At 61.9% G+C, this 25,504-nt stretch carries 22 protein-coding genes, 2 rRNA genes and 1 pseudogene (1 of these 25 only partly in view); 15 read left to right on the plus strand and 10 right to left on the minus strand.

The annotated features are described in order from the left end of the window. From RCF49_RS17190 to RCF49_RS17200, 3 genes are all read left to right on the plus strand, one after another. Window positions 1-1,305: ribosomal RNA gene (locus RCF49_RS17190) — 23S ribosomal RNA — on the plus strand; it begins 1,445 nt to the left of the window's first position. Between the two features lie 73 nt (window positions 1,306-1,378). Beyond that, window positions 1,379-1,493, plus strand: a 5S ribosomal RNA gene (gene rrf / locus RCF49_RS17195). Window positions 1,494-1,866: 373 nt separating this feature from the next. Continuing rightward, window positions 1,867-2,946 carry a DUF2793 domain-containing protein gene (locus RCF49_RS17200; RefSeq protein ID WP_342641011.1) on the plus strand — a complete coding sequence of 360 codons (1,080 nt, stop codon included), beginning with the start codon at window positions 1,867-1,869 and terminating at the stop codon, window positions 2,944-2,946. 28 nt (window positions 2,947-2,974) lie between these two features. Here RCF49_RS17200 and RCF49_RS17205 read toward each other — a convergent pair whose 3' ends face one another. Then, a complete protein-coding gene (locus RCF49_RS17205) occupies window positions 2,975-3,286 on the minus strand; it encodes an I78 family peptidase inhibitor (protein ID WP_342641012.1) in 312 nt (103 codons plus the stop codon). A 216-nt stretch (window positions 3,287-3,502) separates the two neighbouring features. Here RCF49_RS17205 and RCF49_RS17210 point away from each other — a divergent pair, with 216 nt between their 5' ends. Further along, a complete protein-coding gene (locus tag RCF49_RS17210; RefSeq protein WP_342641013.1) occupies window positions 3,503-4,351 on the plus strand; it encodes an outer membrane protein in 849 nt (282 codons plus the stop codon). A 41-nt stretch (window positions 4,352-4,392) separates the two neighbouring features. Here the strand turns inward: RCF49_RS17210 and RCF49_RS17215 are convergent, their stop codons facing one another. The 3 genes from RCF49_RS17215 to RCF49_RS17225 form a co-directional block, all read right to left on the minus strand. Next, window positions 4,393-5,517, minus strand: a complete 1,125-nt coding sequence (locus RCF49_RS17215) for a transporter substrate-binding domain-containing protein (RefSeq protein WP_342644227.1) — start codon at window positions 5,515-5,517, stop codon at window positions 4,393-4,395. A 184-nt stretch (window positions 5,518-5,701) separates the two neighbouring features. Then, window positions 5,702-6,562 carry a DUF2382 domain-containing protein gene (locus RCF49_RS17220; RefSeq protein WP_342641014.1) on the minus strand — a complete coding sequence of 287 codons (861 nt, stop codon included), beginning with the start codon at window positions 6,560-6,562 and terminating at the stop codon, window positions 5,702-5,704. 49 nt (window positions 6,563-6,611) lie between these two features. Further along, window positions 6,612-7,064: a YsnF/AvaK domain-containing protein gene (locus RCF49_RS17225; RefSeq protein ID WP_342641015.1), complete on the minus strand. Its 453-nt coding sequence runs from the start codon at window positions 7,062-7,064 to the stop codon at window positions 6,612-6,614. Between the two features lie 530 nt (window positions 7,065-7,594). Here RCF49_RS17225 and RCF49_RS17230 point away from each other — a divergent pair. After that, a complete protein-coding gene (locus tag RCF49_RS17230) occupies window positions 7,595-8,671 on the plus strand; it encodes a YeiH family protein (protein ID WP_342641016.1) in 1,077 nt (358 codons plus the stop codon). Between the two features lie 89 nt (window positions 8,672-8,760). Next, complete coding sequence (locus RCF49_RS17235; RefSeq protein ID WP_342641017.1) at window positions 8,761-9,684, plus strand: LysR family transcriptional regulator; 924 nt, start codon at window positions 8,761-8,763, stop codon at window positions 9,682-9,684. Here the strand turns inward: RCF49_RS17235 and RCF49_RS17240 are convergent. From RCF49_RS17240 to RCF49_RS17265, 6 genes and pseudogenes are all read right to left on the minus strand, one after another. Next, window positions 9,652-10,710 carry a Glu/Leu/Phe/Val family dehydrogenase gene (locus RCF49_RS17240; RefSeq protein ID WP_342641018.1) on the minus strand — a complete coding sequence of 353 codons (1,059 nt, stop codon included), beginning with the start codon at window positions 10,708-10,710 and terminating at the stop codon, window positions 9,652-9,654. The genes RCF49_RS17235 and RCF49_RS17240 overlap by 33 nt on opposite strands. Window positions 10,711-10,885: 175 nt before the next feature. After that, entirely contained in the window at window positions 10,886-12,004 is a 1,119-nt protein-coding gene (locus RCF49_RS17245; protein ID WP_342641019.1) for an alcohol dehydrogenase family protein, read from the minus strand. Between the two features lie 36 nt (window positions 12,005-12,040). Further along, window positions 12,041-13,158: pseudogene (gene ald, locus RCF49_RS17250) on the minus strand (alanine dehydrogenase). 22 nt (window positions 13,159-13,180) lie between these two features. Beyond that, on the minus strand, window positions 13,181-14,560 hold the full coding sequence (locus RCF49_RS17255) for an aspartate aminotransferase family protein (RefSeq protein WP_342641020.1): 1,380 nt from the start codon (window positions 14,558-14,560) through the stop codon (window positions 13,181-13,183). A 34-nt stretch (window positions 14,561-14,594) separates the two neighbouring features. After that, window positions 14,595-16,088, minus strand: a complete 1,494-nt coding sequence (locus RCF49_RS17260) for an NAD-dependent succinate-semialdehyde dehydrogenase (protein ID WP_342644228.1) — start codon at window positions 16,086-16,088, stop codon at window positions 14,595-14,597. A gap of 225 nt (window positions 16,089-16,313) precedes the next feature. Further along, window positions 16,314-16,799, minus strand: coding sequence for an Lrp/AsnC family transcriptional regulator (locus RCF49_RS17265; RefSeq protein WP_342641021.1), 486 nt, complete (start codon window positions 16,797-16,799; stop codon window positions 16,314-16,316). Window positions 16,800-16,883: 84 nt separating this feature from the next. Between RCF49_RS17265 and RCF49_RS17270 the strand changes: the two genes are divergently transcribed. From RCF49_RS17270 to doeA, 9 genes are all read left to right on the plus strand, one after another. Next, entirely contained in the window at window positions 16,884-18,269 is a 1,386-nt protein-coding gene (locus tag RCF49_RS17270) for a PLP-dependent aminotransferase family protein (protein WP_342641022.1), read from the plus strand. 100 nt (window positions 18,270-18,369) lie between these two features. Next, the gene (ehuA, locus tag RCF49_RS17275) at window positions 18,370-19,152 is read left to right on the plus strand and encodes an ectoine/hydroxyectoine ABC transporter ATP-binding protein EhuA (protein ID WP_342641023.1); all 783 of its coding nucleotides are present in this window, start codon (window positions 18,370-18,372) and stop codon (window positions 19,150-19,152) included. 45 nt (window positions 19,153-19,197) lie between these two features. After that, window positions 19,198-20,070 (plus strand): ectoine/hydroxyectoine ABC transporter substrate-binding protein EhuB, encoded by an 873-nt coding sequence (ehuB, locus tag RCF49_RS17280; protein ID WP_342641024.1) that lies wholly within the window; start codon window positions 19,198-19,200, stop codon window positions 20,068-20,070. Window positions 20,071-20,168: 98 nt separating this feature from the next. Beyond that, on the plus strand, window positions 20,169-20,828 hold the full coding sequence (gene ehuC / locus RCF49_RS17285; RefSeq protein ID WP_342641025.1) for an ectoine/hydroxyectoine ABC transporter permease subunit EhuC: 660 nt from the start codon (window positions 20,169-20,171) through the stop codon (window positions 20,826-20,828). 7 nt (window positions 20,829-20,835) lie between these two features. Beyond that, complete coding sequence (gene ehuD, locus RCF49_RS17290; protein WP_342641026.1) at window positions 20,836-21,492, plus strand: ectoine/hydroxyectoine ABC transporter permease subunit EhuD; 657 nt, start codon at window positions 20,836-20,838, stop codon at window positions 21,490-21,492. A gap of 20 nt (window positions 21,493-21,512) precedes the next feature. Then, a complete protein-coding gene (gene eutA, locus RCF49_RS17295) occupies window positions 21,513-22,283 on the plus strand; it encodes an ectoine utilization protein EutA (protein WP_432807412.1) in 771 nt (256 codons plus the stop codon). Between the two features lie 6 nt (window positions 22,284-22,289). Further along, on the plus strand, window positions 22,290-23,300 hold the full coding sequence (gene eutB, locus RCF49_RS17300; RefSeq protein WP_342641028.1) for a hydroxyectoine utilization dehydratase EutB: 1,011 nt from the start codon (window positions 22,290-22,292) through the stop codon (window positions 23,298-23,300). Further along, on the plus strand, window positions 23,300-24,292 hold the full coding sequence (gene eutC / locus RCF49_RS17305; RefSeq protein WP_342641029.1) for an ectoine utilization protein EutC: 993 nt from the start codon (window positions 23,300-23,302) through the stop codon (window positions 24,290-24,292). Before eutB ends, eutC begins: the two co-directional genes overlap by 1 nt. A 21-nt stretch (window positions 24,293-24,313) precedes the next feature. Continuing rightward, a complete protein-coding gene (doeA, locus tag RCF49_RS17310) occupies window positions 24,314-25,495 on the plus strand; it encodes an ectoine hydrolase DoeA (protein WP_342641030.1) in 1,182 nt (393 codons plus the stop codon). The last annotated feature ends 9 nt before the right edge of the window (window positions 25,496-25,504 follow it).

Raw genomic sequence — 25,504 nt, forward strand, 5'->3', positions numbered from 1 at the left:
CTGTGCAGCGAAGGCGTTCCAGGAAATAGCTCCCGCATCAGACCGTACCCTAAACCGACACAGGTGGACTGGTAGAGTATACCAAGGCGCTTGAGAGAACGATGCTGAAGGAACTCGGCAAATTGCCTCCGTAACTTCGGAAGAAGGAGGCCCCGTAGATGGGCAACCATTTGCGGGGGGCACAGACTAGGGGGTGGCGACTGTTTATCAAAAACACAGGGCTCTGCGAAGTCGCAAGACGACGTATAGGGTCTGACGCCTGCCCGGTGCCGGAAGGTTAAGAGGAGAGGTGCAAGCTTTGAATCGAAGCCCCGGTAAACGGCGGCCGTAACTATAACGGTCCTAAGGTAGCGAAATTCCTTGTCGGGTAAGTTCCGACCTGCACGAATGGCGTAACGACTTCCCCACTGTCTCCAGCATCGACTCAGTGAAATTGAATTCCCCGTGAAGATGCGGGGTTCCTGCGGTCAGACGGAAAGACCCCGTGCACCTTTACTATAGCTTTACACTGGCATTCGTGGCGACATGTGTAGCATAGGTGGGAGGCTTTGAAGCCGCGGCGCCAGCCGTGGTGGAGCCATCATTGAAATACCACCCTTGTGGTCATGAATGTCTAACCGCGGCCCGTCATCCGGGTCCGAGACAGTGTATGGTGGGTAGTTTGACTGGGGCGGTCGCCTCCCAAAGAGTAACGGAGGCGCGCGATGGTGGGCTCAGACTGGTCGGAAATCAGTCGTCGAGTGCAATGGCATAAGCCCGCCTGACTGCGAGACTGACAAGTCAAGCAGAGACGAAAGTCGGTCATAGTGATCCGGTGGTCCCGCGTGGAAGGGCCATCGCTCAACGGATAAAAGGTACGCCGGGGATAACAGGCTGATGATTCCCAAGAGTCCATATCGACGGAATCGTTTGGCACCTCGATGTCGGCTCATCACATCCTGGGGCTGGAGCAGGTCCCAAGGGTACGGCTGTTCGCCGTTTAAAGTGGTACGTGAGCTGGGTTCAGAACGTCGTGAGACAGTTCGGTCCCTATCTGCCGTGGGTGTAGGAAGCTTGAGAGGATCTGTCCTTAGTACGAGAGGACCGGGATGGACGCACCTCTGGTGGACCTGTTGTCGCGCCAGCGGCACAGCAGGGTAGCTATGTGCGGACGGGATAACCGCTGAAGGCATCTAAGCGGGAAACCCACCTCAAAACCAGGCTTCCCTTGAGAGCCGTGGTAGACCACCACGTTGATAGGCCGGGTGTGGAAGTGCAGCAATGCATGCAGCTTACCGGTACTAATAGCTCGATCGGCTTGATCGCTCTCATTCTCTGCAATCACTCAATCCATCAACGACAGCGCATCCGTCAGTCCACAATCTCTGTTCTTCGCCGGCCCGGTGGCCATAGCGAGGTGTCCACACCCGATCCCATCCCGAACTCGGCCGTTAAACGCCTCTGCGCCGATGGTACTTCGTCTCAAGACGCGGAAGAGTAGGTCACTGCCGGGCCTGCAAAGAACAGAAAACAGAACACTTCGAAAGCAACCCCCCTTCTCACAACACATACAAAAACGCCCCACACAAACCCGTGGGGCGTTTTGTGTTGATGAGTCCTTTCTAAGGTCGCTCTCCCGCGGCTCGATTTTCGGCTGACCTCATCCAGCAATACTGATCGGCTGCACCTCTGGTCGCCATCGCTTATCGGTGTTGATGGTTTTCGAGCGAAGTGAGCGCCGTTCCAAACGCTTTGGCGAGAGAGGAGGGCACCGAGAGACCCCTGAATAATCCCCGCAAGTTTTCCCGGCATTAGGCTCGGTCATAGCGGCGCCTCCGATACGAGGGGCGATGGCCTACCGAAATGCCTGATCGCGAGGGGAAGCAAATGGCTGAAAGTGCAAATCTGGGGCTGCCCTACATGGAGGCGGCCCAAGCCCAGAAACATGTCACCCACAATGAAGCCCTGGATATATTGGACGCGGTGGTCCATCTGTCCGTGCACGACCGTGATCTAGTGGCCCCGCCGTCAACTCCGCAGGAAGGCGACCGCTATCTCGTTGCCGCCGGTGCAACCGGCACCTGGGCAGGGCAGGAGGGGAGAATCGCGGCGTTCCAGGCCGGCGGCTGGATGTTCTACCCGCCGCGTTCTGGCTGGATCGTCTGGATCATCGACGAGACTGCAGCACTGATTTTTGACGGCATATCCTGGGTGCCCTTCGGCGGCAGCGACACCAGTACGCTCCAGAATGTGCAGCTTTTCGGGCTCAGGGCGACAGCCGATGAGATGAACCCCTTATCGGTCACCTTGAACAATGCGCTATTCAATGCGCTTTATGAGCAATATGGCGGCAATGGTGATCTCCGCTATCTCCTTAACAAGGAGGCGCAGGCCAACACCGTCTCGTTTCTGTTGCAGCAAGGATTTTCCGGACGGGCCGAACTCGGGCTCGTTGCCGATGATGATTTCGTGCTCAAGACCTCTCCCGATGGCTCGGCCTGGGCAGAAGCCCTGCGCGCGTCAGGCAACGGCCATGTCAGCCTGCCGGCCAATCCGAAGTTTTCGGCCTTCACCGATTTCGACAATGCGCTCACCCTCGATACCTGGACCAAGATCGCCATCAACAATACCGAATACGACAATCGCGCCGTCTTCGATTCGATGAGCAACCACTTCGTGGCACCTATGGATGGGCTCTATCTGTTCGGGGCCAGCGCGCTATTCAAATTGAATGCGAGTGCGAACGCCCGCATGAGGGCACGGCTCGTTAAGAACGGCTCGGACGTCATTCCTGGATCTCTCGGTGGCATCACCGGGCCGCACACCACCACCGTGACAGCGCTCTGGCTGCAGGTGGCAACGGTACTGGCCCAGGGCGACACGGTCGAGCTGCAGGGCTATTTTGCAGGCGATACTGGCATCTTTGCTGCCAATCACACGCGCTTCTGGGGCGCGCTTCTTGCCTGATAAGCAGCCTCGATCACGAGGAGCCGTTTCAGCCACACCTCACCTGGACAACCAGGCCAGAGGTCGGATCCGTCTCGATGGTAACCCGGGCATCTATGTAGTCCTGCGTCACAGGCTGACCGGGGGCGATCTGTCGAACGAGGCTCGCCCCGGTTTGCTCCTTGGCTTGCGCATCAGTTACGCGTGGCTTGCCAATCAGCTGCTGAGCCGCTTCAGGGTTGCAGATCCCAGCGACGGGTGCAGCCGCGTCGCTCGGCGAGGGCTGCGAGCACCCGGATAAGCTCGAGAGGCTTCCAGCCAAGCCAATGACGAATAAGGGGAGATATCTGTAAGCCTGCATAACGCCCCAGTCCGGTGCTCAGCCTCCCAAGCCAACCATAGGCCGCCTTGCCGATCTCTGACGGGGGGAGCGGCAGACTGTGGGATAGCTGTCACAGTTCCTGCCTTGCTTTGCCATCCAATATCGGTCCGCTTTTAGCCTTATTTCCGGCTGCGGTCGAGCATTACGTCACATGCGAAACATACTAGACCTTTGAGTAACGAATTGGAGTTTCGCATGAATTTTCCGCGTTGGGCTCGTGGATTGGTTTTTGCCATTTCCGTCTCGGCGGCTCAGCCTGCTCTAGCCGCTGATCTGACCTATCTCGATTTCCCGCAGGCTGTGCGTGCTCATGTCCCGGAGGAGAAAGGCCCGTGGCAGGGCATTTCGCTGGGCCTCTTAGGCACCTACGGTTTCAGTGGCGGCGAAAATGCTGTGACCAATCTGAACGGCATGAAGGGCTTGATGGGTGGCGGGCTCGTCGGCCTTCACGGTCAGCTCGGCCGCTGGGTGATCGGAGCCGAGTTTGACGGCACGTTTGGATCGATCAGGGATGACCGGAATTATGGCAGGGCGAATCTCAGGACGCTCACTGACCAGCCCTTTCTGGGGCTGTCCCGGCCGAAGCGGGATACTGGCGCACCGGCGCTGATCAAGCCTGATCCGCTTCCCGAGCAAAAGCCGAATGGCAAAGGCCCGCACCAACTCCAATCTTCGTCCGGTCAGAACGTACCCGCTGCTCCGACGAGTGCTAAGACGATTGACCGCGCCAAGGCGTCCCTCGACGAGCTTTACACGCTCCGTGGCCGCGTCGGCTACACCTTCAATGATCTGCTGCTTTATGCGACCGGAGGTGTGGGCATTGCCCATGTAAAGGTCCGCGCCGAGAATGCGCAGGACAACTACCGTGATCAAGGTTATGGCTTGACCCCTGTGGTGGGTGCCGGAGCGGAATACAGGATCTCTCGAGAGTTGAGTGTCCGCGCGGAATATCTGCGGCTGATGCCCTTCGAGGTCGCTAAGGCCTCATTTGACGGCGCTCATATGGTACGGGCCGTGGTCAGCTATCACCTGCCCGCCTTTTAACGGGGGTGGTTTTCCGCGATGAGAGAGAATCGCGAACCGCTCTAATGATGACCATGGCCGAACATGGCCGTCTCTGTCGGGGGCTCAGCGCGGTGGTCTGGGCTCTCGCCGAGATAGTCAAAGGTCAGGCGCTTCCACCACTCCGTCCGGGTATCGCCGAGGATCGCCTGGTCGATCGGCTCGCGCAGGGTGCTGCCGGCTGGTAGCGCGATGCCATAGGTCTGCCTGTCGAAAACAGGATCGAGAAGGTCGAGGGCATCTCGGAACCCCTGATTAATCTGCCAGGCAAGCAGCGGTCGGTCATACACCAAGGCATCGAGTTCGCGGTTCTTCAGCGCCTTAAGCCCTTCCTCCAGAGTGGCGAAGCGCTGATAGCCGATACGTTGCCCATTGAGATAGTCGGCCGCTTCCGAACTGCCGACCGTCCCCACACTGACCGACCGAAGGTCCTCCACACCACGGATGCTGCCTTTGAGCTGGGTGGTGGTCAAAGCCGATGTGATCAGGGCGGTGAAGGTCGAGATCACGATCACTGAGGTGAGCATCCACAAGATCGCAAGCAGCTCACCGGCGATTGTCCGCGGCGCTTTGTGGTGCGGATGCCCGGCCGCCGTGGTGGCAGACCACAGCAGGCTCGAGATGAACCCGGTCGGCCCATCGTTGAAATGGTCGTTCTTGCGCCGCTCGAGCAGCCAAAGGATCGTGCCCACGATCAGGAGCACGCCGAGGAGACCGAGCACGCCCAGGATCAGGTTGCGCGAAAAGATACTCTCGAGCACCGCCATCCACGTGCTATGCCCCTTGGGCACGGCGATGCTGAGGCCGGTCTCGTAGAAGGGCTGTGAGAAGTCCAGAGCCTTCTCCCGTTCGGCCGTGATGGTGAGCGCGCCCACGGCCGCATCCAGCGAACCATCTCGGGTTCCCGAGAGCAAATCCTGGAGCGTCTTCTCTTGAAAGCGGTATTGGAGCCCGAGCTGGTCGGCGATCCGCCGCCACAGATCGATGCTGATCCCTTCCCAGTCGCCATCGGGCGTCTTCATGGCGAAGGGCGGCGCCTCCTTTGTGCCGATGATGAGCTCTTTCTTGGATGCAGGCGCTTCTGTCGACGGTGCAGCAGTCTGCTGCGACTGTTGAGAAAAGCCAGCGCTCGCCATAGTGGCGAGCATCACAGCGGCTATTGCCAATCGACAGGCCTGGAACAACACGGGGGCTTCCCTCGGGACGGCTTCGAGATTTGAAAAGCGATCTGACCGGCGCCGCGTGGGAAGAACGAGCACAGCGGCTGATCCGGCTCATCGAAGGTGGGGAAAATGTCCGAGGCCGAGAGCCGGCCTCGGACATTTCGGCTGTTTACATGGGCTTTGCGGCCATCGGCCCGCTCGGCTGCGTCTGCTGGGAGGCGATGGCGCCGGACGGTACGCGCTCGATCTCGACCTGCTGACGGCGAACCTTGTCGTGCACGGTTTCGACGTGATCGCTGCCGGTGAGCTTCAGCGAGACCTCTTCGACGATCCGCGCGGTCTTGTTCACCAGAGCGTGCTCTGCCGTCTCGACCACCTCGATCGTGCTATCCGCCCAGTCGATATCGCCGACATAATTGGGATCGGTGACGGCCTTGCGGATCACGTCGGCATGTTCCTCATGCAGGGTGACATCCGCTGAAACCGGACGTTCGGTCACGAACCGGCGAACACGGGTCTTGCCCGTCTCCACCATTTGCTTGCCCACATTGAGCTGCTCTTCGGCAAGCCGCAGCACGTCGTTATGCGCATCCGCAAGCTTTGGCGTGACGGCGACCTTCTGAGCCGGCGGCAGCGGTGCTTGGGCCAGCGTCTGCGCAACGGTCTCCACATGGGCTGCCGGGGCGATGCCGCTGGTGATGGCGCGGTCATGCACGTCGATCGGACGGTGCAGATCAAGGATGCCGGTTGCATGGGCAACCTCATTGTCCACCGCCCGCAGGGACACGACGACGCCGCCACGGTCGACGGCCTGGGCATAGACATTCGCCTCATGCTCGAAAATGTCATCGCCGAACAGCCTGTGCCACAGACCCGGATCGGAAAGGCTGCCCTTACCGTTATTCGTAAGCCGGGATCTGTCGAACATGCTGATGTCGGCATCCGCGAAGCCCGCGGCCTTCAGCGCTTTGACGGCGGCGTCCGCCTGCTCAGCAGTGTCGAATACAGCGACGATTGTTTGGTAACCCATCTGTGTAACTCCTGTGCACTCTAAGGAAGTCGTTCTTTTCGGCGCCGGATCATTCGGGCGTCGAGTCCGTTGGGATGCGTGAGATCACAGCCTCCTGCCTGCGCAGGGTGACGTTCTCTCTGTGTCTTTCGGTGCTATGCACGTGACGGATATGGATTTCCTCCTTCAGCATGAGACGTCGCTGGACGACCAGGACCTCTTCGACGACGGGAACGATCGTGACGTCGCCCTCCTGTCGGACAGGCGGAACCGCATCGATGGGCGTATCGCAGGCGACACGCTCGATTTCGACGCGATCGCGGGCGAGTTCCTCGTCGACGAGCTCTTGATGGGTGCGGGTCACTGTGCCCACATGCACCCGGCCTGTTTCGACGCGCTCCTTGGAGACCGAAAGCTCTTCCGCATGGAGCGGAATGAGAGTCTCGCGGATGGTCTGATGCGCAGTCGCTTCGCCCGCGTCTGTCTCGGTATTGGCTTCGGCCGTGGATGTTGTGTATTGCATGGCCTGCGACCGTTATTGGGTTGAACTGCAGCACGCCGTCCGCGTGGAAATGCGGCAGCTTTCTTGGGCATGACGCCAGTCAGCCCGGCTGGAGCATGTGCAGCAGATTGCAATGACACCGACCCTGTCGATGGACTCGCGGATGCCGGCGTCTTTTCGAAATTCTTGTTATTCGCCCGTAGAGTTGGCATTCCTCTAAGGGTGGAGAAGTCTAAGTGATATCCGTTCGAGACATACTGGATATTACATCAGTTGGCGGCGATCAATATGCCTCGACTTCTGTGCCTAATACAAAGATCATTCATTCCATAAAGAGTTTGGAAAATACATTGAAATGATGTGTTTGTTGTGTGCGGATAATCCGATCTAATTATCTCTGATATTTTTATCAGATTTGTGCGCGTACCTTCCTGGACCCTTCCCTTCTCCTGCCTGACTTTTGATCTGCTTTGCAGAACGATTTGATCGAACCAATGACTTTGATCGAACAATAGCAGGATGTCATAAAGCCGGCGAAAGGAATTCCGGCAATGAGCTCCCACCCGATCACTCGCGCGAGCGGCCCACGGGCCGCTTTCTCACCCTTCCGGCAAGGCCAGGCTGTCTCGCCAAGTCTCACAACGGCAACGATCTGGCCTGGCATACTCCTCACAGCGGCCATTGCGGGCGCGGCATTCGTCCTCCGGCAACTTCCCGGTGTGGCGCTCTTGAGCCCGATGATCCTCGCGATCCTGATCGGGATCGGCATCCACAACCTCGTCGGAACGCCCAAATGGGCAAAGCCAGGAGTGGTTTTCTCCCTGCGGCGGATCCTGCGCCTCGCGATCATTCTGCTCGGGCTGCAATTGACCGCGGCACAGGTGGTGGAGGTTGGGGCAGGCGGTATTGCGGTGATTGCCTGCACCCTCATCGCGACCTTCCTGTTCACGGTGTGGTGCGGGAGATTGATCGGCGTGGGCCGCAAGCTCACCGAGCTGATCGCGGCAGGCACATCGGTATGCGGCGCCTCCGCGGTGATCGCCACCAATACCGTCACCCAGGCCCATGACGAGGATGTGGCCTACGCCGTTGCCACTGTGACGGTACTCGGCTCGATCGCCATGTTTGTCTATCCGCTGCTCCCAGGCCTCCTCCACCTGTCACCACACGCCTATGGCTTATGGTCCGGTGCCTCGATCCACGAGATCGCGCAGGTCGTCGCGGCCGCCTTTCAGCAGGGCAGTGACGCCGGCGAATTCGGCACGATCGCCAAGCTCTCGCGCGTCATGATGCTGGCGCCCCTGGTGATCACCCTCGGCCTGTTCGCAGCCCGGCGTGCCCGGCAGAGTGGCAATACGGCCGGGCAGGCCAAGGCGCCCATGCCCTGGTTCGTATTTGGTTTCATTGTGCTGGTCGGCCTGAACAGCCTCATCACGGTGCCAGCCGACGTGAAGGGCGCGATCGTTGTGGCAACCACCTTCATGCTGTCCATGGCGCTTGCGGCCATGGGGCTTGAGACGGATATCCGCAAGCTGCGCGCCAAGGGGCTCAAGCCATTTGCCCTTGCTCTCGCAGCCTTTCTCTTCATTGCATGCTTCAGCCTCGTTCTGGTGAAAATGACAGCCTAGCGGGCGCCAGACAGCTTGCTTCATCCAATTGGATAGATTGGTTTGGGCGCTATAATCTCACTCGAAGATTAATGGTGAGAGGCCGCCAAATGACACTGGAGCAGCTGCGCATCTTCGTGGCGGTGGCTGAGCGCCAGCACGTAACCCGGGCAGCGCGCGCCCTCAATCTGGCCCAATCCGCGGCGAGCCATGCCATCGCCGCTCTTGAGGCGCAGCATAATACCCGTCTCTTCGATCGCGTGGGCCGCCGCATCGAGTTGACGCAAGCCGGCCGCGCGTTTCTGGCCGAAGCACGCGCCATCCTCGCCCAGGTCGCACGCGCGGAACTGGCGCTGAGCGAGTTCGGCAGGCTGGAACGGGGCACGCTGCATGTGCAGGCGAGCCAGACAATCGCCAGCTATTGGCTGCCGCGCCACCTGGTTGCTTTTCACCGCGCCTATCCCCGCATCGAGATCAGGCTCGCCATTGGAAACACCGGCCAAGTGGCAGGCGCAGTGGACAGCGGTCTCGCGGAGCTGGGCTTTGTCGAGGGCGCGGTGGAGCCGGATCACTTCGAAAGCATGGCCATTGCTCGCGACCAGCTCGTTGTGGTTGTGGGCGTGGACCACCCATGGGCCCACGCGGGCAAGCTCACCACGGACGATCTTCTCACGACCGACTGGGTGCTGCGCGAGCCCGGCTCTGGGACACGCTCCGAGTTCGAGCAGGCCCTTTCACGGATAGGGCTGGATCCGGGCCGCCTTCCTGTGGCAATGGAGCTTCCCTCGAACGAGGCAGTCCGCGCGGCCGTTGAAGCGGGCTTGGGTGCCACCGCCATTTCGGCCTCGGTGGCAGCCCCGAGCATAGAGGCCGGCCTTCTGCACCATGTGCAGTTCCGGTTGCCCGAGCGAGAGTTCCACGCGCTCTGGCACAAACGGCGTCATCGCGGCCCCATAGTTGACGCCCTCCTGGCCATCATCCAGGACCACACAAGGCCCGTGTCAGACCCGGCTGCCGTGAGACGCCGCAAATAGCCGCTCGGCTTTGCGGTCAGCCACCACCTGTGTCGGCTCGCCCCTGGCGCTGGCCTCGCGCAATATGTCGGCGAGTCGAGGCCCGATCGCGTCCACACGCCGGCTGATCTCATCCGCCGTCCAGCCGAGATATTCTCCGCAGACCACGGTGAGCCCGCCGGCATTGATCACATAATCCGGCGCATAGGCGATACTCCGCCGAACCAGCAAAGCGCCATCGCGCTCGATATCGGCGAGCTGATTATTGGCTGCCCCAGCGATCGCGGCCACCTTGAGTCGCGGGATCGTCTCCGCATTGAGAACGGCGCCGAGCGCATTGGGCGAGAGCACATCGGCCTCAACAGTGAGGATTTCGACCAGCCCGACTGGCCGCGCGCCGAATGCCTCTTCGGCTCGCCGGATCCGCTCCGCGTTGAGATCCGCAACGATCAGCTGCGCCCCTGCCTGGTTAAGGTGGCGGCAGAGGTTGAAGCCCACATGCCCCAGCCCCTGCACGGCCACCGTGAGCCCGCGAAGATTGTCGCGCTTGAGCGCATGCCGGACCGTTTCGCAAAGGCCCAGATAGACTCCATAGGCCGTGATGGGGGAGGGATCGCCGCGCCCGCCCTGCTCTGGCGGGATGCCGGCCACATAGCGCGTTTCCTTGCGAACCTCCACCATGTCCGCAGGCGAAGTTCCAACGTCTTCCGCAGTGATGTACCGGCCGCCGAGCATCTCGATCTTGCGCCCGAGTGCACGAAAAAGCCCCGGATCCTTCCGTCTCTCCGGATCCGCCAGAATGACCGTCTTGCCGCCGCCCAGGGGCAATTCCGCAATCGCCGCCTTATAGGTCATGCCCCGGGCAAGCCGCAGCACGTCCTTCAGCGCCTCGTCCTCGGTCGCATATTGCCAGTATCGGCAGCCGCCGAGCGCCGGCCCACGGCTGGTGTTGTGGATGGCGATGATGCTCTGAAGCCCGCTTTCTGCCTCGGATGCGAACAGGACGGCTTCATGGTTGTCGAAGCTTGGATGCCGAAACAGCTCCACTGCCATCTCCTCGGGTTGAGATGAGCCCAGTGTAGGTGTAGCTCTGCAAGCACATACCGACCCGGTCCTGGACTGAGGAACTGGGCCGACTGGAAAGCCGAGCTTACCTCCGGACTACCTTCGCGAGAGTAAACTGCGGAGCGGGCCGTTTGGGTCCCCGCACCCTTTGAGGCGCTCAGGCATGAGCCTCTTCGCGCGCACTCTTAGGGTTTGTCTCGAACATCGCGTCGGGAATAACCACCAGCTTTCCGACGAAAGCCTTCTCCATGAAATCGGTCTGTGCCCGATGAAAATCCGAAAGCCGGTAGGTGCCGGCGAGCAGCGGTTTGATCTTGCCCTCTTCGATATAGCGGACCAGGCGCTTGAAGGCGCCGCGTGTGCCTTGCGATGAGCCGTGTAGCTCCAGATGCTTGAGATACATGGTTCGCAAATCGAGCTGCACGACCGGTCCTGCGATCGCCCCGGCAGTGGTATAGCGTCCCTCCGCCCGAAGGATGCGCAGGAGGTCGTTGAACATGGGGCCACCCACCAGATCGGCGACCACGTCGATGGGAGCCCCGCCAGTGGCAGCCTCGACCGCCGTTACGAGATCGCCCTGGCCTCGGGTGATCACCGCCTCGGCGCCGATCGCCTTCACGGCCTCTTCCTTGCCGGCCCCGACCACTGCATAAGGAATGGCGCCGCGCGCCCGGCAGAGCTGAATGAGCCCCGAGCCGACTCCGCCCGATGCGCCGGTGATCAGGACCTGTTCGCCGGCTTTGACCCGTGCCCGATCCAGCATGTGCTCGCCCGTGAGGTAAGCGCAGCAGAAGGTGGCGAGCTCCGCGTCCGACATTGGTGTGTCGACCACATGGGCGTTCTCCGCGGGCAATGTCATGAATTCGGCATAGCCGCCATCGCGTCCATGGCCCATATAGTCGATTTCGGCGAGACTATCGTCTTCGGCATTATAGATGCTGAAATCGACCATCACGCGCTCGCCGATGCGTGATGGCGGCACGCCGTCGCCCACCGCCACCACATAGCCTACGGTATCCGTGCCCTGGATCCTGGGAAAGGTAAGCGTCGGCTCATGCCGGCGCCAGGTGGACACAGCCGTCGGATCATCCTCCGTGCCATAGGCGCCTTCACGCACCCAGACATCCGTGTTGTTCATTCCGCAGGCGGAAACACGGATCAGCACCTCGCCAGATGCTGGCTTCGGTACCGGAACATCGGTCCGATAGACCAGCTTGTCGAGGCCTCCATGGCCGGTCAGCAGCACGGCGCACATGGTGTCCGGGATGGCCGACATTGACGTACTCCCTCTCTCTGATTTGCGATGTGCCGGTCAGGCCGCGAGCAATTGCTCCGGTGCCTCCCACGGCAGGTTTTGCGCTTCGGCCACAGGCGCACAGGCAATGTGGCCATCATGGACATTGAGACCGGCGCGCAGATGCGGATCTTCCATCAGGGCGCGCCGCCAGCCCTTATCCGCCAGGGCGATCACGTAGGGCAGGGTGACATTGTTAAGCGCCAGTGTCGACGTGCGCGCAACCGCTCCCGGCATATTGGCGACACAGTAATGCACAACCCCATCCACCACATAGGTGGGCGCCGAATGGGTCGTGGGCTTCGATGTCTCGCAGCAGCCGCCCTGGTCAATGGCCACGTCGACGATCACCGAACCCGGTTTCATGGTCGGGAGCATATCGCGGGTGATGAGCTTCGGCGCAGTCGCACCCGGCACCAGCACGCAGCCGATCAGCAGATCGGCGCGTCGCGCGAGCTCCTGAATGGCATGCTGTGTCGAGAACACCGTGCGCACGCGCCCGCCGAACTGGGCGGAGATGCGCCGCAGCGCCTCGGGTGAGCGGTCGACCACCGTCACATCGGCACCCATGCCCAAGGCGATCGTTGCCGCATGTGTGCCGGAAATACCACCGCCCAAGACGACGACCTCTGCCGGGGACACGCCTGGCACACCGCCGAGCAGGACGCCACGGCCGCCTTGTGGCCGTTCCAGGCAATGGGCGCCCACTTGCGGGGCAAGCCGTCCGGCACTTCCGACATCGGTGCGAGCAATGGCAGCCCGCCATAAGGCGAGGTGACGGTCTCATAGGCGATGCAGGTGGCACCCGAAGCCACGAGATCGGCGGTCTGCTCCGGATCCGGCGCAAGATGCAGGTAGGTGAACAGCACCTGGCCTTTGGAAAGCTTGCGCCGCTCGGCCGCCTGCGGCTCCTTCACCTTCACGATCATCTCGGCCGCTGACCAGACCTCGTCGGCGGTGGGAACGATCCGCGCGCCCGCGGCCTCGTAATCCGCATTCGTCATGCCGCTGCCGAGACCCGCATCTGTCTCGACCAGCACCTCGTGGCCGCGGCGGGTAAGCTCGGCCACTGCTGACGGGACCAGCCCCACACGGGCCTCATTCGTCTTGATCTCCTTGGGAACACCTATACGCATGAAATTTCTCCAATGGCCTAAATCAAAGGGTTGCGGCGACGGCCTCGACCGCATCGCGTGTTGCAGCGACCACGGTGTCGACCTCGTCACGGGTAATGCAAAGTGGTGGGGCAAAACCGAGAATATCGCCCTGCGGCATGGCTCGGCCGATGACGCCGCGCTCGAGCAGGGCGGCGGCGATGCGCGGGCCCACCTTCAAATCGGCATCGAAGAACACGCGGTCCTCCTTGTCTGCCACAAATTCGACCGCGGCGAGCAATCCTTCGCCGCGGACCTCTCCAACAATGTGGTGATCGCTGAGCGCTTCTGTCAGCCTCTCCTTGAAATAGGCTCCGGTCTCAGCCGCATTGCACACGAGGCCGAGCGCATCGATCAATTCCAGATTGGCCACGCCGGCCGCCGCGCACAGGGGATGCGAGGAATAGGTCCAGCCATGGCCGATCGGGCCCAGTTTATCCGAGCCTTGCTCCAGCACGCGCCAGAACCGCTCGGCGACGATCACCCCCGACAGCGGTGCATAGGCCGAGGTGAGCCCCTTGGCGATGGTGATGAGGTCGGGTTTCATCCCGTAATGGTCTGAGCCGAACATGGAGCCAAGCCGCCCGAAGCCGGTCACCACTTCATCGGCCACCAGCAGGATGTCATATTTTCCAAGAACCGCCTGGATCTTGTCCCAATAGCCTTGCGGCGGCGGCACGATGCCGCCGGTGCCCAGCACAGGCTCGCCGATGAAGGCAGCGATGGTGTCCGGCCCCTCCGCCAGGATGAGTTCCTCGAGCTTGTCGGCACAATATTGCGAGAAGGCCTCTTCGCTCATGGCCGGGTCGGGCCGCCGGAAATAATAGGGGGCCTCGGTGTGCAGAATGGGCGCGCGCGGCAGGTCGAACGCATTGTGAAATCCGGCGAGACCGGTGAGGCTCCCGGTCATCACACCCGAACCGTGATACCCGCGCCAACGCGAGATGATCTTCTTCTTCTCCGGCCGGCCCAGCACGTTGTTGTAGTACCAGATCAGCTTGATATTGGTCTCGTTCGCATCCGAGCCCGACAGGCCGAAGAACACGCGGCTCATGCCCGCCGGCGCTCGGTCGATGATCATTTTGGCGAGCTTGATCGAGGGCTCGCTGCCATGGCCCACATAGGCATGGTAATAGGGCAGCTTGAACGCCTGCTCGGCGATCGCCTCGGCGATCTCGCGGCGCCCATAGCCCACATTCACGCAATAGAGCCCGGCAAAGGCATCGAGGCTCTTACGCCCGTCCCGGTCGACCACATAGACACCTTCGCCGCCCGCCATGATGCGGTTGGGCGTATCGCCGCGCGCATGCTGGGCCATGTGGGTTGAAGGGTGGAAGAAATGGTCACGGTCCCAGGCGTTCAAATCATTGCTGCGGTCGAGCATGCGGCGGCTCCTTCCAAGAAAATCGTGGCGATGATCAGGCGGCATCGAGGCAGAGATATTTGAGCTCGGTGAAGGCCTCGAGTCCGTGGCGTGAACCCTCCCGCCCGAGGCCCGACTGCTTCATGCCGCCGAAGGGAATGGGCGCGCCTGTGATCTTCACCCGATTGATCGCGACCATGCCGTATTCAAGTGCCCGGCCAAGGCGCAGCATGCGCGCGCCATCGCGAGTGACCACATAGGCGACCAGGCCGTAATCCGTGTCATTGGCGCGGGCGACCACTTCAGCCTCATCATCGAAGCGGGTGACGGCCGCAACCGGCCCGAAGGTTTCCTCACGCATAATGAGCGCATCATCGGGCACGTCCACGATGAGGGTCGGCGCATAGAACAAGTCGCCCGCCGCATGGCGCTCCCCACCGACAAGGCAGCGTGCGCCCCGGCTCAAGGCATCGCGCACCTGTGCATCGACCTTCTCAACGGCGCGGCCATGCATGAGCGGGCCGATATCGACACACTCGGCAAGCCCAGGCCCAACCTTCAACGTCTTGATACGGGCAGCAAACGCGGCACAAAAACCCTCGTAAATCGGCCGCTCCACATAAATGCGGTTGGCCGCCAGGCAATCCTGGCCCGAGGTGGCGAATTTGGCGCCAATGGCGATGTCAACCGCGCGCTCGAGGTCGGCATCGGCGAAAATGATGAGCGGCGCGTGTCCTCCGAGCTCCATCACCAGCCGCTTCATCGTCGGTGCGCATTGCGCGGCGATCATGCGGCCGATTTCGGTAGAGCCGGTGAAGCTCATGGCGCGCACGCGCGGATCTTCACACATCCGCCCGACAATCGCAGCGGCATTGCCCGTCACGATGTTCAACACACCCGATGGCAGTTCCGCGCGATCGGCCAGTTCTGCAAGGGCCAAGGCGGAAAGGGGCGTATAGGAGGAAGGGTGAGCCACCACAGCGCAGCCGGCGGCCATGGCGGCGGCTGCCTTGCGGGTCAGCATGGCGGATGGAAAATTCCAGGGTGTCGCGACACCGACCACACCCAACGGCGCCCGCTGCACGATCATCTCGGCGCCGGGCAGATGGCTGGTCACGCTCTCCACATTGAGCCGCTTGGCTTCTTCCGCATACCATTCGACGAAGGAGGCGGCGTAGTCGATTTCACCGCGCGCCTCGCTCAAAGGCTTGCCTTGCTCCAGCGTCATGATGAGGGCGAGGTCTTCTTTGGCCGCGATAATCAGCTCATGCCAGCGCTTGAGATGCGCGGCGCGCTCTTGCGGGAGCAATGCGGCCCAGCCGGGAAAAGCCCGGTGAGCTGCCGCGATCGCGTCATCCGTCGCGGCCGCATCGAGCTTCGCGACCCAGGCAATGGGCTGATCGCTCGCCGGATCGCGCACCTCGATGGTGGTGCAATCCGCGCCGGCCGTCCATTTACCATCGACATAGGCGAGTTCGCGGACCAGCCGCAGATCGCCAAGCCGGGCGAGTTCGGGGTGGCGAGTATGCCGTCTGCATTGTGCGGTCATCATCGATGCGCTCCCTTAGGCTCATCGGCAGCCTGTCGATGACGGAGCCTAGGGGCGGTGGGGCGGAAAATGGGACCATTTGCAGGGGGAGGATTAGACAATCCTGTCGCACCCCTGCCTGCTCCGAAGAGAAAGTCTCTAGAGCATCGTCGAGCGATGTGGACACCGGTTTGCGGGAAAACGTCAAGCAAGCGCTTGAAGAGTCTGGTGATCCCGGCGTTTAGATCACCCGTCCAGCAATGTCTCCAGCGGTAGCACCGGCTCGTCCTTGACCACCTTCGTGACGATATAGGTGAAATAGCGGTCAATCCCGATGTCACGGGCCAGGAGCTCATCGACCAGGCGCTGATAAGCATCGATATCGGGCGCCAGCACCTTGAGAAGATAGTCAAGCCCGCCACCCACCGACCAGCAGCTGATCACTTCAGGGACGTCCTTGATCGCACGCTCGAACCGATCGAAATCCGATTGCCGATGCGCGCCCAGCGTGACTTCCATGAAGACCAGCGCGAAGGGTGCAATGAGCTTCAATGCGATCCGCGCGTGATAGCCGCAGATGAGGCCGGCCGCTTCAAGCCGCTTGAGCCGCATCCAGCATGGCGTCGCCGAAAGGCCGACACGCTCTGCCAGCGCGATCTTGGTGATGCGCCCATCTTTCTGTATTTCGCTCAGAATGCGCAAATCGATCGCATCGAGCTTTACGGATGCCATGAAGACCGTCCAAGCTTGCTGAGCGACGATAGAGGCCGGCTTTTCCCGTTGTCAATTGCACTGATTTTAGGCATTCAATGTTTCATGACAATGTGGCGCCCCGATCCGACGGCCCTTCGCAGGCCCGCTTATCTCTCCCTCGCTGATCAGATTGCAAGGGCGATCGTGGAAGGCAAGCTGGAAGCGGGAACTCGGCTGCCGACCCAGCGTCATCTTGCGGAAGATCTGCAGCTTTCCACGCAGACCGTTTCGCGTGCCTATGAGGAATTGATTCGGCGCGGGCTGCTCTCGGGCGAGATCGGGCGTGGCACCTTTGTGCGTCCGCCTCGCCGGGAACCGGATCCCCCTTATCTGCCGGAGCGCCTGGGCGAGGTGATCGACTTGTCGATCCTAAAGCCTGCCGGCGACCAGATCCATTTGGATCGCATGAAGGCGGCGCTGCGGGACTTGTCTGAAACGGTGCCGGCCAGCGCCATCCTGTCTTTCCGGCCGAATGTAGTCTTTCCCCGCCACCGCGCGATTGCGGTGCAATGGCTGAGAGCCTGCGGTCTGCCCAATGTCTCCTCGGGCAATATCAGCCTCACCAATGGCGCAACTGCCGCCATGACCATCGCGCTCATGACCACCGCGCCCACCGGGGCCACGATTGCCACAGAGCAGGTTGGTCACCACACGCTGGTTCCGCTTGCTTCTTATCTCGGCCTGAAACTCTGCGGCATCGAGATAGATGCCGAAGGCATCATCCCCGATGCGCTCGAGGCGGCCTGCCGCCAGGGCGATATTCGCGCCGTTTTCGTCCAGCCGAGCGTCATCAATCCTACCGCTTCCCTGATGGGTGAGGCGCGCCGCCGAGCCCTGGTCGCGGTGGCGCAACGACACCGTCTCGCGATCATCGAAAATGATGTGCTGGGACCCCTGGTCGAGGATAAGCCGCCGCCATTGGCTGCCCTTGCGCCTGACAACACGCTCTATGTCACGAGCTTCACCAAATGCGTCGTTCCCGGCCTGCGGATTGGATATCTGGTGGTTCCGGATCGCTTGGTGCCATCCGCAGCAAACCGCCATCTCGTGACGAACTGGATGGCGACGGCGCTGCTTGCCGAACTCGCCACCCGCTGGGTCGAGAATGGCACCGCCATGGAGCTGATGCTTTGGCAACGCGAGGCGCTGCGGCGCCGCCACGCGATGGCTCGGGAGGTCTTTACCGACATTCCCTACCGCTCCCACCCCAATGCCCTGCACCTTTGGGTGCCCCTAAAGGGCCACGACGAGGCGCAATTCGTCGCCCATGCCCGGCTGCACGGCGTGGCGGTCGCACCCGGTGCCTCGTTTTTCATCCCGCCGGCCGTTCATCGGAACGCGATCCGCGTGTCCATCGGCTCGACCAGCGAGGCGGAATTGCGGCCGGGCCTTGAGCGGCTCGCTCACCTCCTGCGCAGTGATCCGGAGCCGGCGCTTCTCGTCGTCTGACCAGGATTTTCTAGATTGATATGATTTAATTTTCCAATTGACATGATTTTAAGCCTCTCCCATCGTGGCATCATTGTTCGCCCGGCAGGGAGACGGCGCGTTGGCTCCGATCATCGAAGTCCAGCAGATCAGCAAGAGCTTTGGCAGCTTCACCTGCCTGAGAGATCTCTCCTTCACGGTGAATGCCGGAGAGAAGATCGCGCTGATCGGGCCTTCCGGTTCCGGCAAGACCACGATCCTCCGCATCCTCATGACCTTGGAGACCATCGACAGTGGCTTCATCAAGGTCGATGGCGACTACCTCTTTCATATGCAGCGGAACGGCGCGCCGGTGCCGGCGGATGAGCGCCATTTGCACAAGATGCGCACTAAGCTTGGCATGGTGTTCCAGCTATTCAATTTGTTTCCGCACAAGAGCGTTCGCGACAACATCACGCTTGCGCCCGTGCTGACCCAAGGCGTCAAACGCGCCGAGGCCGAAAAGGAAGCCATGCGCCTCCTCGAAATGGTCGGCATGGCCGATAAAGCGGACGCCATGCCCGCGCAGCTTTCCGGCGGGCAGAAGCAGCGTGTCGCCATAGCGCGCGCCTTGGCGCTGCGGCCCAAGATCATGCTGTTCGATGAGGTGACCTCGGCCCTCGATCCCGAACTGGTCGAGGAGGTTCTGAACGTCATGCGCAAGCTTGCCGCAGAGACCGACATGACCATGCTGCTGGTCACTCACGAGATGGGCTTCGCCCACGACTTCGCCGACCGGGTGCTGTTCTTCGACAGAGGATCGATCATCGAGGAAGGGCCGCCCGACGATATCTTCACCCGTCCGCGTAACGAGCGGACGCAAGCCTTCTTGAAGAAGATCATCGCTGCCGGCCAGCGCGTCTAACCAACAACGAAGAAGCCGCCCTAGCAAAGACCGAGGGAGACCGTCATGATCAAGATCACAAACACGCATGGCAAACGCGGCACTGCAGCCCTTGCAGCCTGTGCGATATTCGCAGTGACCCTTGCCACCGGCACGTCTGTGCTCGCGCAGGAATCGCTGGAGCGCTTGCGCGAGCAGGGCTTTGCCCGCATCGCCATAGCCAATGAGCCACCCTTCACCGCGGTCAAGCCCGATGGCTCCGTCTCCGGCGCGGCGCCCGACGTCGCCCGCGCTATTTTCAAGAAGCTTGGCGTTGACGATGTGGTTGCGTCCGTTTCGGAATACGGTGCCATGATCCCGGGCCTGCAGGCCAAGCGCTTCGATGTGGTGACCGCTGGTCTTTTCATGAAGCCCGAGCGTTGCCGCGCCGTCGCTTATTCCGAGCCGATTCTGTGCGATGCCGAAGCCATGGCGGTGAAGAAGGGCAATCCGCTGAAGCTCCAGAGCTATGCGGATATCGCCAAGAACCCGAACGCGAAGATCGGCGCCCCCGGTGGCGGCACTGAGGAGCGGCTGGCGCTCGAGGCGGGCGTGCCGCGTGACCGCGTGATCGTGGTGCCTGATGGCCAAAGCGGCATCAAGATGCTGCAGGATGGCCGCATCGATGCCTATTCGCTTCCCGTTCTGTCCATCAACGACCTGATCCAGAAGGCAAACGATTCCAACCTCGAGGTGGTCGCACCGGTGCAGAACACGCCCGTGTATTGTGATGGCGCCGCCTTCCGCAAGGACGAGACCGAATTGCGTGATGCCTTCGACAAGGTCCTGGCGGAACTAAAGAAGTCCGGCGAGTTTGCCAAGATCATCGAGCCCTATGGTTTCTCTGCCAAGGCCGCCATGGAGACGAGCCGCGAGAAGCTCTGCATGGCCTCCAACTGACGAGTGATGGGCGCATGGCCGGACCGCTTTGGCCCCCGGCCATGCACAGCGTCGCTTGCCCGTAACGCCGCTTTCGCACGGAGCCTCACAGCACCGCCATGAGCCAATGGTTCGACTATCTCCCCCTGATCCTCGAAGGGGCCTGGGTGACTGTCGAGCTGACGGTGCTCGGTTCGATTCTGGCCCTCGTCATGGCTTTCATCGCAGGGCTGGGGCGCCTGTCCCGGTGGTGGATCCTGCGCGCGCTGGCGACCGTCTATATCGAGTTCTTCCGCGGCACCTCGATCTTCGTTCAGCTGTTCTGGGTCTATTTCGTGCTGCCGCTCTTCGGCCTGAGCTTGACGCCCCTCGAGGCGGGCGTCCTGGCGCTCGGGTTGAATGTGGGTGCCTATGGGGCCGAGGTGGTCCGCGGCGCGGTCCAGTCCATCGGCCGTGAGCAATATGAGGCCTGTATCGCGCTCAATCTCACCCGCTGGCAGGCGCTGCGTCAGGTCATCATCCCGCAAGCATTCATCATCATGCTGCCCACTTTCGGCAACAATGCCATAGAGCTCCTCAAGGCAACCGCGGTGGTCTCGCTGATCTCGCTCGCGGACCTCACCTTTCAGGCCCAGGTGGTGCGCGCCCAGACCGGCAACACCATGGTGCCGTTTATGACCATCCTGGTGATCTACTTCATCTTTGCGTCCATCATCTCCTTCGGGGTGCGCGGGTTGGAGCGAAGGCTCACCCGCGGCCTCGACGGCGTTCGGACCTGAGGCGGCCATGGATTGGGACTGGGCCTTCGTCCGCGAGATCCTGCCCACCCTCTTCGAGGGGGTGAAGATCACCATCCTCGCGACCCTCCTGGGCGCGGCGGTCGCGGCTGTGGTGGGCTTGGCTTTTGCGATCATCCGGCGCTCGCGCAACCCGCTGGTGTCGCGGCCCGCATCCTTCATTGTGGAATTCATTCGCGGCACGCCGTTGCTCGTGCAGCTCTATTTCCTCTTCTACATCCTGCCGGATCTCGGGATCACGCTCGCCCCGTTGGTTGCCGGCGTCATCGGTCTTGGCCTGCACTATGGCACCTATACGGCCGAGGTCTACCGGGCCGGTATAGACAACGTGCCTCGCGGCCAGTGGGAAGCGGCAAAGGCCTGCAATCTCAGCCCCGTCCAAAGCTGGATCCATGTAATACTACCCCAGGCCATACCACCGATGATCCCGGCTCTGGCCAATTATCTCGTCGCCATGTTTAAGGAAACGCCGCTGCTTTCGGCCGTCACGGTGCTGGAGCTCATGAACCAGGCGCGCAGCGTCGCCAACTACAACTACCGCTATCTCGAGCCGATGACATTGGTCGGTGCCTTCTTTCTCGTCATCAGCCTCATCTCCGTCTTCTTGCTGCGCTTGCTCGAGCGCCGCTTCGGACGGCTCGACTGAAGGAGCCTCCCATGAGTCCCATGACCATCGAACGTGCCGCCCTCGTCCCGGAGCTTGATCCCCGTGCGGTGCCGCGCCGCATCGGGCTGATCGTGCTCGCCACCGACCACACGACGGAGCAGGATTTCCGCCGCATGGTCGCCGGCGAAGACCTCGCTGTCTATACAGCCCGGATCGCCTACGCCAACCCGACCACCCCGGACAATCTGCACCGCATGCAGCCCAGGTTGAGTGAAGGGGCAGCGCTCATTCTGCCGGACGAGACACTGGATGCGATCTGCTTCTCCTGCACCTCCGCCTCCGTGGTGATTGGCGATGCCGAGGTTGAAGCGGCCATTCAATCCGCAAAGCCGGGCATACCGGTGGTCACACCGCCGCTTGCCGCCGTTGCGGGTCTGCACGCCCTTGGTGCCAGGCGCATGAGCATCCTCACCCCCTATACGGTTGAGACCAGTACGCCCATGGCCGCCTATTTCACGGACCACGGACTCGATATTGCGCGCTTCACCTGTCTCGGCTTCGAGGATGATCGCGAGATGGCGCGAATAAAGCCGGCATCCCTTGTAGAAGCCGCCATCGCCGCTATGGCCGATGATGCCGAAGCGCTGTTCATTTCCTGTACGGCCCTGCGCTCGGCGGCAATCGTTCCGGAGATCGAGCGCGCGATCGGGCGGCCGGTGGTGACCAGCAATCTTGCCACGGCCTGGCAGTGCCTGCGCTTATGTGGGGTCGATACGCCACGTCCCCAATGGGGAAGCCTAATGGCGCTCCCCACCCGCATCGCCGCGTGAGGTTTGATGATGTCATCAGAGCTCGTCTCGCTGACGGATATTGAGGCGGCCCGCGACCAAATCGCTGGAAAGGTGCTGCACACGGCCACGATGCCTTCCCCCAGCCTTTCCGCCCGCGCAGGGGTGCCGGTGTTCCTCAAGATGGAGCACCGCCAGATCACCGGCAGCTTCAAGCTGCGCGGCGCCACCAACGCGCTGATGTCGCTATCGCCAGAGGCCAAGGCGCACGGGGTGGTCGCCGTTTCCACCGGCAATCATGGCCGCGGGCTTGCCTATGCGGCTAAGGCGGAAGGCATACGCTGTATCATCTGCATGTCGAAGCTGGTGCCCTCGAATAAGGTTGAGGGCATCCGCACATTGGGTGCTGAAGTCCGCATCATTGGCAGCTCCCAGGACGAGGCTCAGCTCGAGGTCGATCGCCTGGTTGCGGAAGAGGGCATGACCATGGTGCCGCCCTTCGATGATGCTGCGATTATCGCGGGGCAGGGCACCCTCGGCCTTGAGATCGTGGAAGACGTTCCCGATATCGAGCTCGTGCTTGTCCCCCTATCGGGCGGCGGTCTTGCGGCCGGCATCGCTCGCGCGGTGAAGGCTCTCAAGCCGGGAACGCGGGTGATCGGTGTGTCGATGGCGAAAGGCGCCGCCATGCATGCAAGCCTCACCGCCGGCAAGCCGGTTCTGGTCGAGGAGGAAGAATCCCTGGCGGACTCGCTCGGCGGCGGCATTGGCCTTGCCAACCGTCACACCTTTCCGATGGCGCGCGAGCTGCTCGATGGCACCGTGCTGCTGAGCGAGGACGAGATTGCCGCCGGGATCACTCATGCCTATCGCGAGGAGCGCGAGATCATTGAAGGATCAGGCGCAGTCGGCATCGGCGCCTTGCTCGCCGGGAAAGTCGAATTGCGCGGACCGACCGTGGCGCTGCTCTCCGGCCGCAACATCGACATGGACCTTCATCTCCGCATCATTTCCGGCAAGTGGCCAGCCGGTTCTGCCAACCAGGAAAGGACAGCCTAATGCCGCGCATGACCGTGCTCACCGAAGCGGAGCTGCGCCGCATCGTGTCCCTGGATCACGAAGCGGTGGCCTGTGTTGAGCAGGCATTCCTCGCCCTGGCCACCAAGCCGGTTGCCATGCCGCCGATCCTCCGGCTCGACATCCCCGAACATCGCGGCGAGGTGGATGTAAAGACTGCCTATGTGCCAGGGCTTGATGGTTTTGCCATCAAGATCAGTCCGGGCTTTTTCGATAACCCGAAGCTCGGGCTCCCCAGCCTCAACGGCCTCATGGTGCTGTTCAGTGCCCGCACCGGTCTCGTGGAAGCGCTGCTCCTCGACAATGGCTATCTGACGGATGTCCGCACCGCCGCGGCCGGTGCGGTTGCCGCCAAGCATCTGTCACGGCCCGACGCATCGAAGGCGGCGATACTGGGCGCCGGCATGCAGGCGCGCCTGCAACTCGAAGCCTTGGCGCTGGTGCGGCCCATCCGCGAAGCGCGGATCTGGGCTCGCAACCCCGAGCGGGCCAAGGCTGCGGCAGGCGAGCTGGCAGATAAGCTCGGCATTAGGGTGACAGCTATGCCGTCCGTCCAGACGGCGGTGGCCGAGGCCGATATCATCGTCACCACCACGCCGGCCACCGAGCCCTTGCTCGGCGCGGCTGAAGTAAGCCCAGGCCAGCACATCACCGCCATGGGCTCCGATAGCGAACACAAGAACGAACTCGCGCCCGACCTCATCGAGCGGGCCGACCTTTATGTGGCCGATAGCCTCTCGCAAGTCCGCCGTCTCGGTGAGCTGCATCACGCCGTCGCGGCCGGCATGATCGCCCCGGATGCCGTCTTCCCCGAGCTGGGCGCCATCATTGCCGGTAAGGCGCCCGGGCGGTCCTCCCCGCAGGCGATCACGATTTGCGACCTCACCGGCACTGGCGTGCAGGATACCGCCATTGCCACGCTCGCCAACGCCCGAGCCAAGGCCGCGAATGCCGGCGTGCCGTTCGACAGCTGATCTCATTTTGCGAGAACAACCATGACCCAAGCACAGCTAAACTTCACGCGTGCCGAATATGCCGAGCGGCTTGCCAAGACCCGCAAGGCCATGGCCGAGCGCGGCATCGACCTGCTGATCGTCTCCGATCCCTCCAACATGGCCTGGCTCACCGGCTATGACGGCTGGTCCTTCTATGTGCACCAATGCGTGCTGGTGCCGCCCGATGGCGAGCCCATCTGGTACGGGCGCAAACAGGATGCGAATGGCGCCAAGCGCACCGCCTATCTCGCCCATGACAACATCCTCTGGTATCCCGACCACTACGTTCAGTCGACAGAACGCCACCCCATGGACCATCTCGCATCCATCATCGAGGATCGCGGCTGGGGGCGGGGAGCGATCGGCGTCGAGATGGACAACTATTGGTACTCCGCGGCAGCCCATGCCTCCTTGGTGCACCATCTGCCCAATGCCCGCTTCGTCGATGCCAATGCTCTCGTGAACTGGCAGCGAGCGGTGAAGAGCCCTCAGGAGCTCGATTACATGCGCAAGGCCGCCCGCATCGTCGAGGTCATGCACCAGCGGATTATCGAGACGGTCGAGCCCGGTATGCGCAAATGCGATCTCGTGGCCGAGATCTTTGATGCGGGCATCCGCGGCGTCGCAGATTTCGGCGGTGACTACCCGGCGATCGTGCCCTTGCTTCCCTCCGGCATCGATGCGTCGGCCCCGCACCTCACCTGGGACGATGCGCCGATGAAATCGGGGGAGGGCACGTTCTTCGAGATCGCCGGCTGCTATAAGCGCTATCACTGCCCCTTGTCGCGCACTGTGTTCCTGGGCAAGCCCACCCAAGCCTTTCTCGATGCCGAAAAGGCGGTGCTGGAGGGCATGAATGCTGGCCTCGATGCGGCGCGACCGGGCAATACCTGCGAGGATATCGCCAATGCCTTCTTCGCCGTGTTGAAGAAATACGGCATCGTGAAGGACAACCGCACCGGCTACTCGATCGGTCTCAGCTATCCGCCCGATTGGGGTGAGCACACCATGAGCCTGCGCCCGGGCGATCGCACCGAGCTAAAGCGCGGCATGACCTTCCATTTCATGACCGGCCTGTGGCTCGAAGACATGGGCCTTGAGATCACCGAAAGCATCGCGATCACCGATAGCGGCGTTGAATGCCTCGCCAATGTCCCGCGTGAGCTCTTCGTGAAGGGGTGAGTGGGTCGC

It is taken from the genome of Rhodoligotrophos sp. CJ14, from assembly GCF_038811545.1.
Classification (GTDB): domain Bacteria; phylum Pseudomonadota; class Alphaproteobacteria; order Rhizobiales; family Im1; genus Rhodoligotrophos; species Rhodoligotrophos ferricapiens.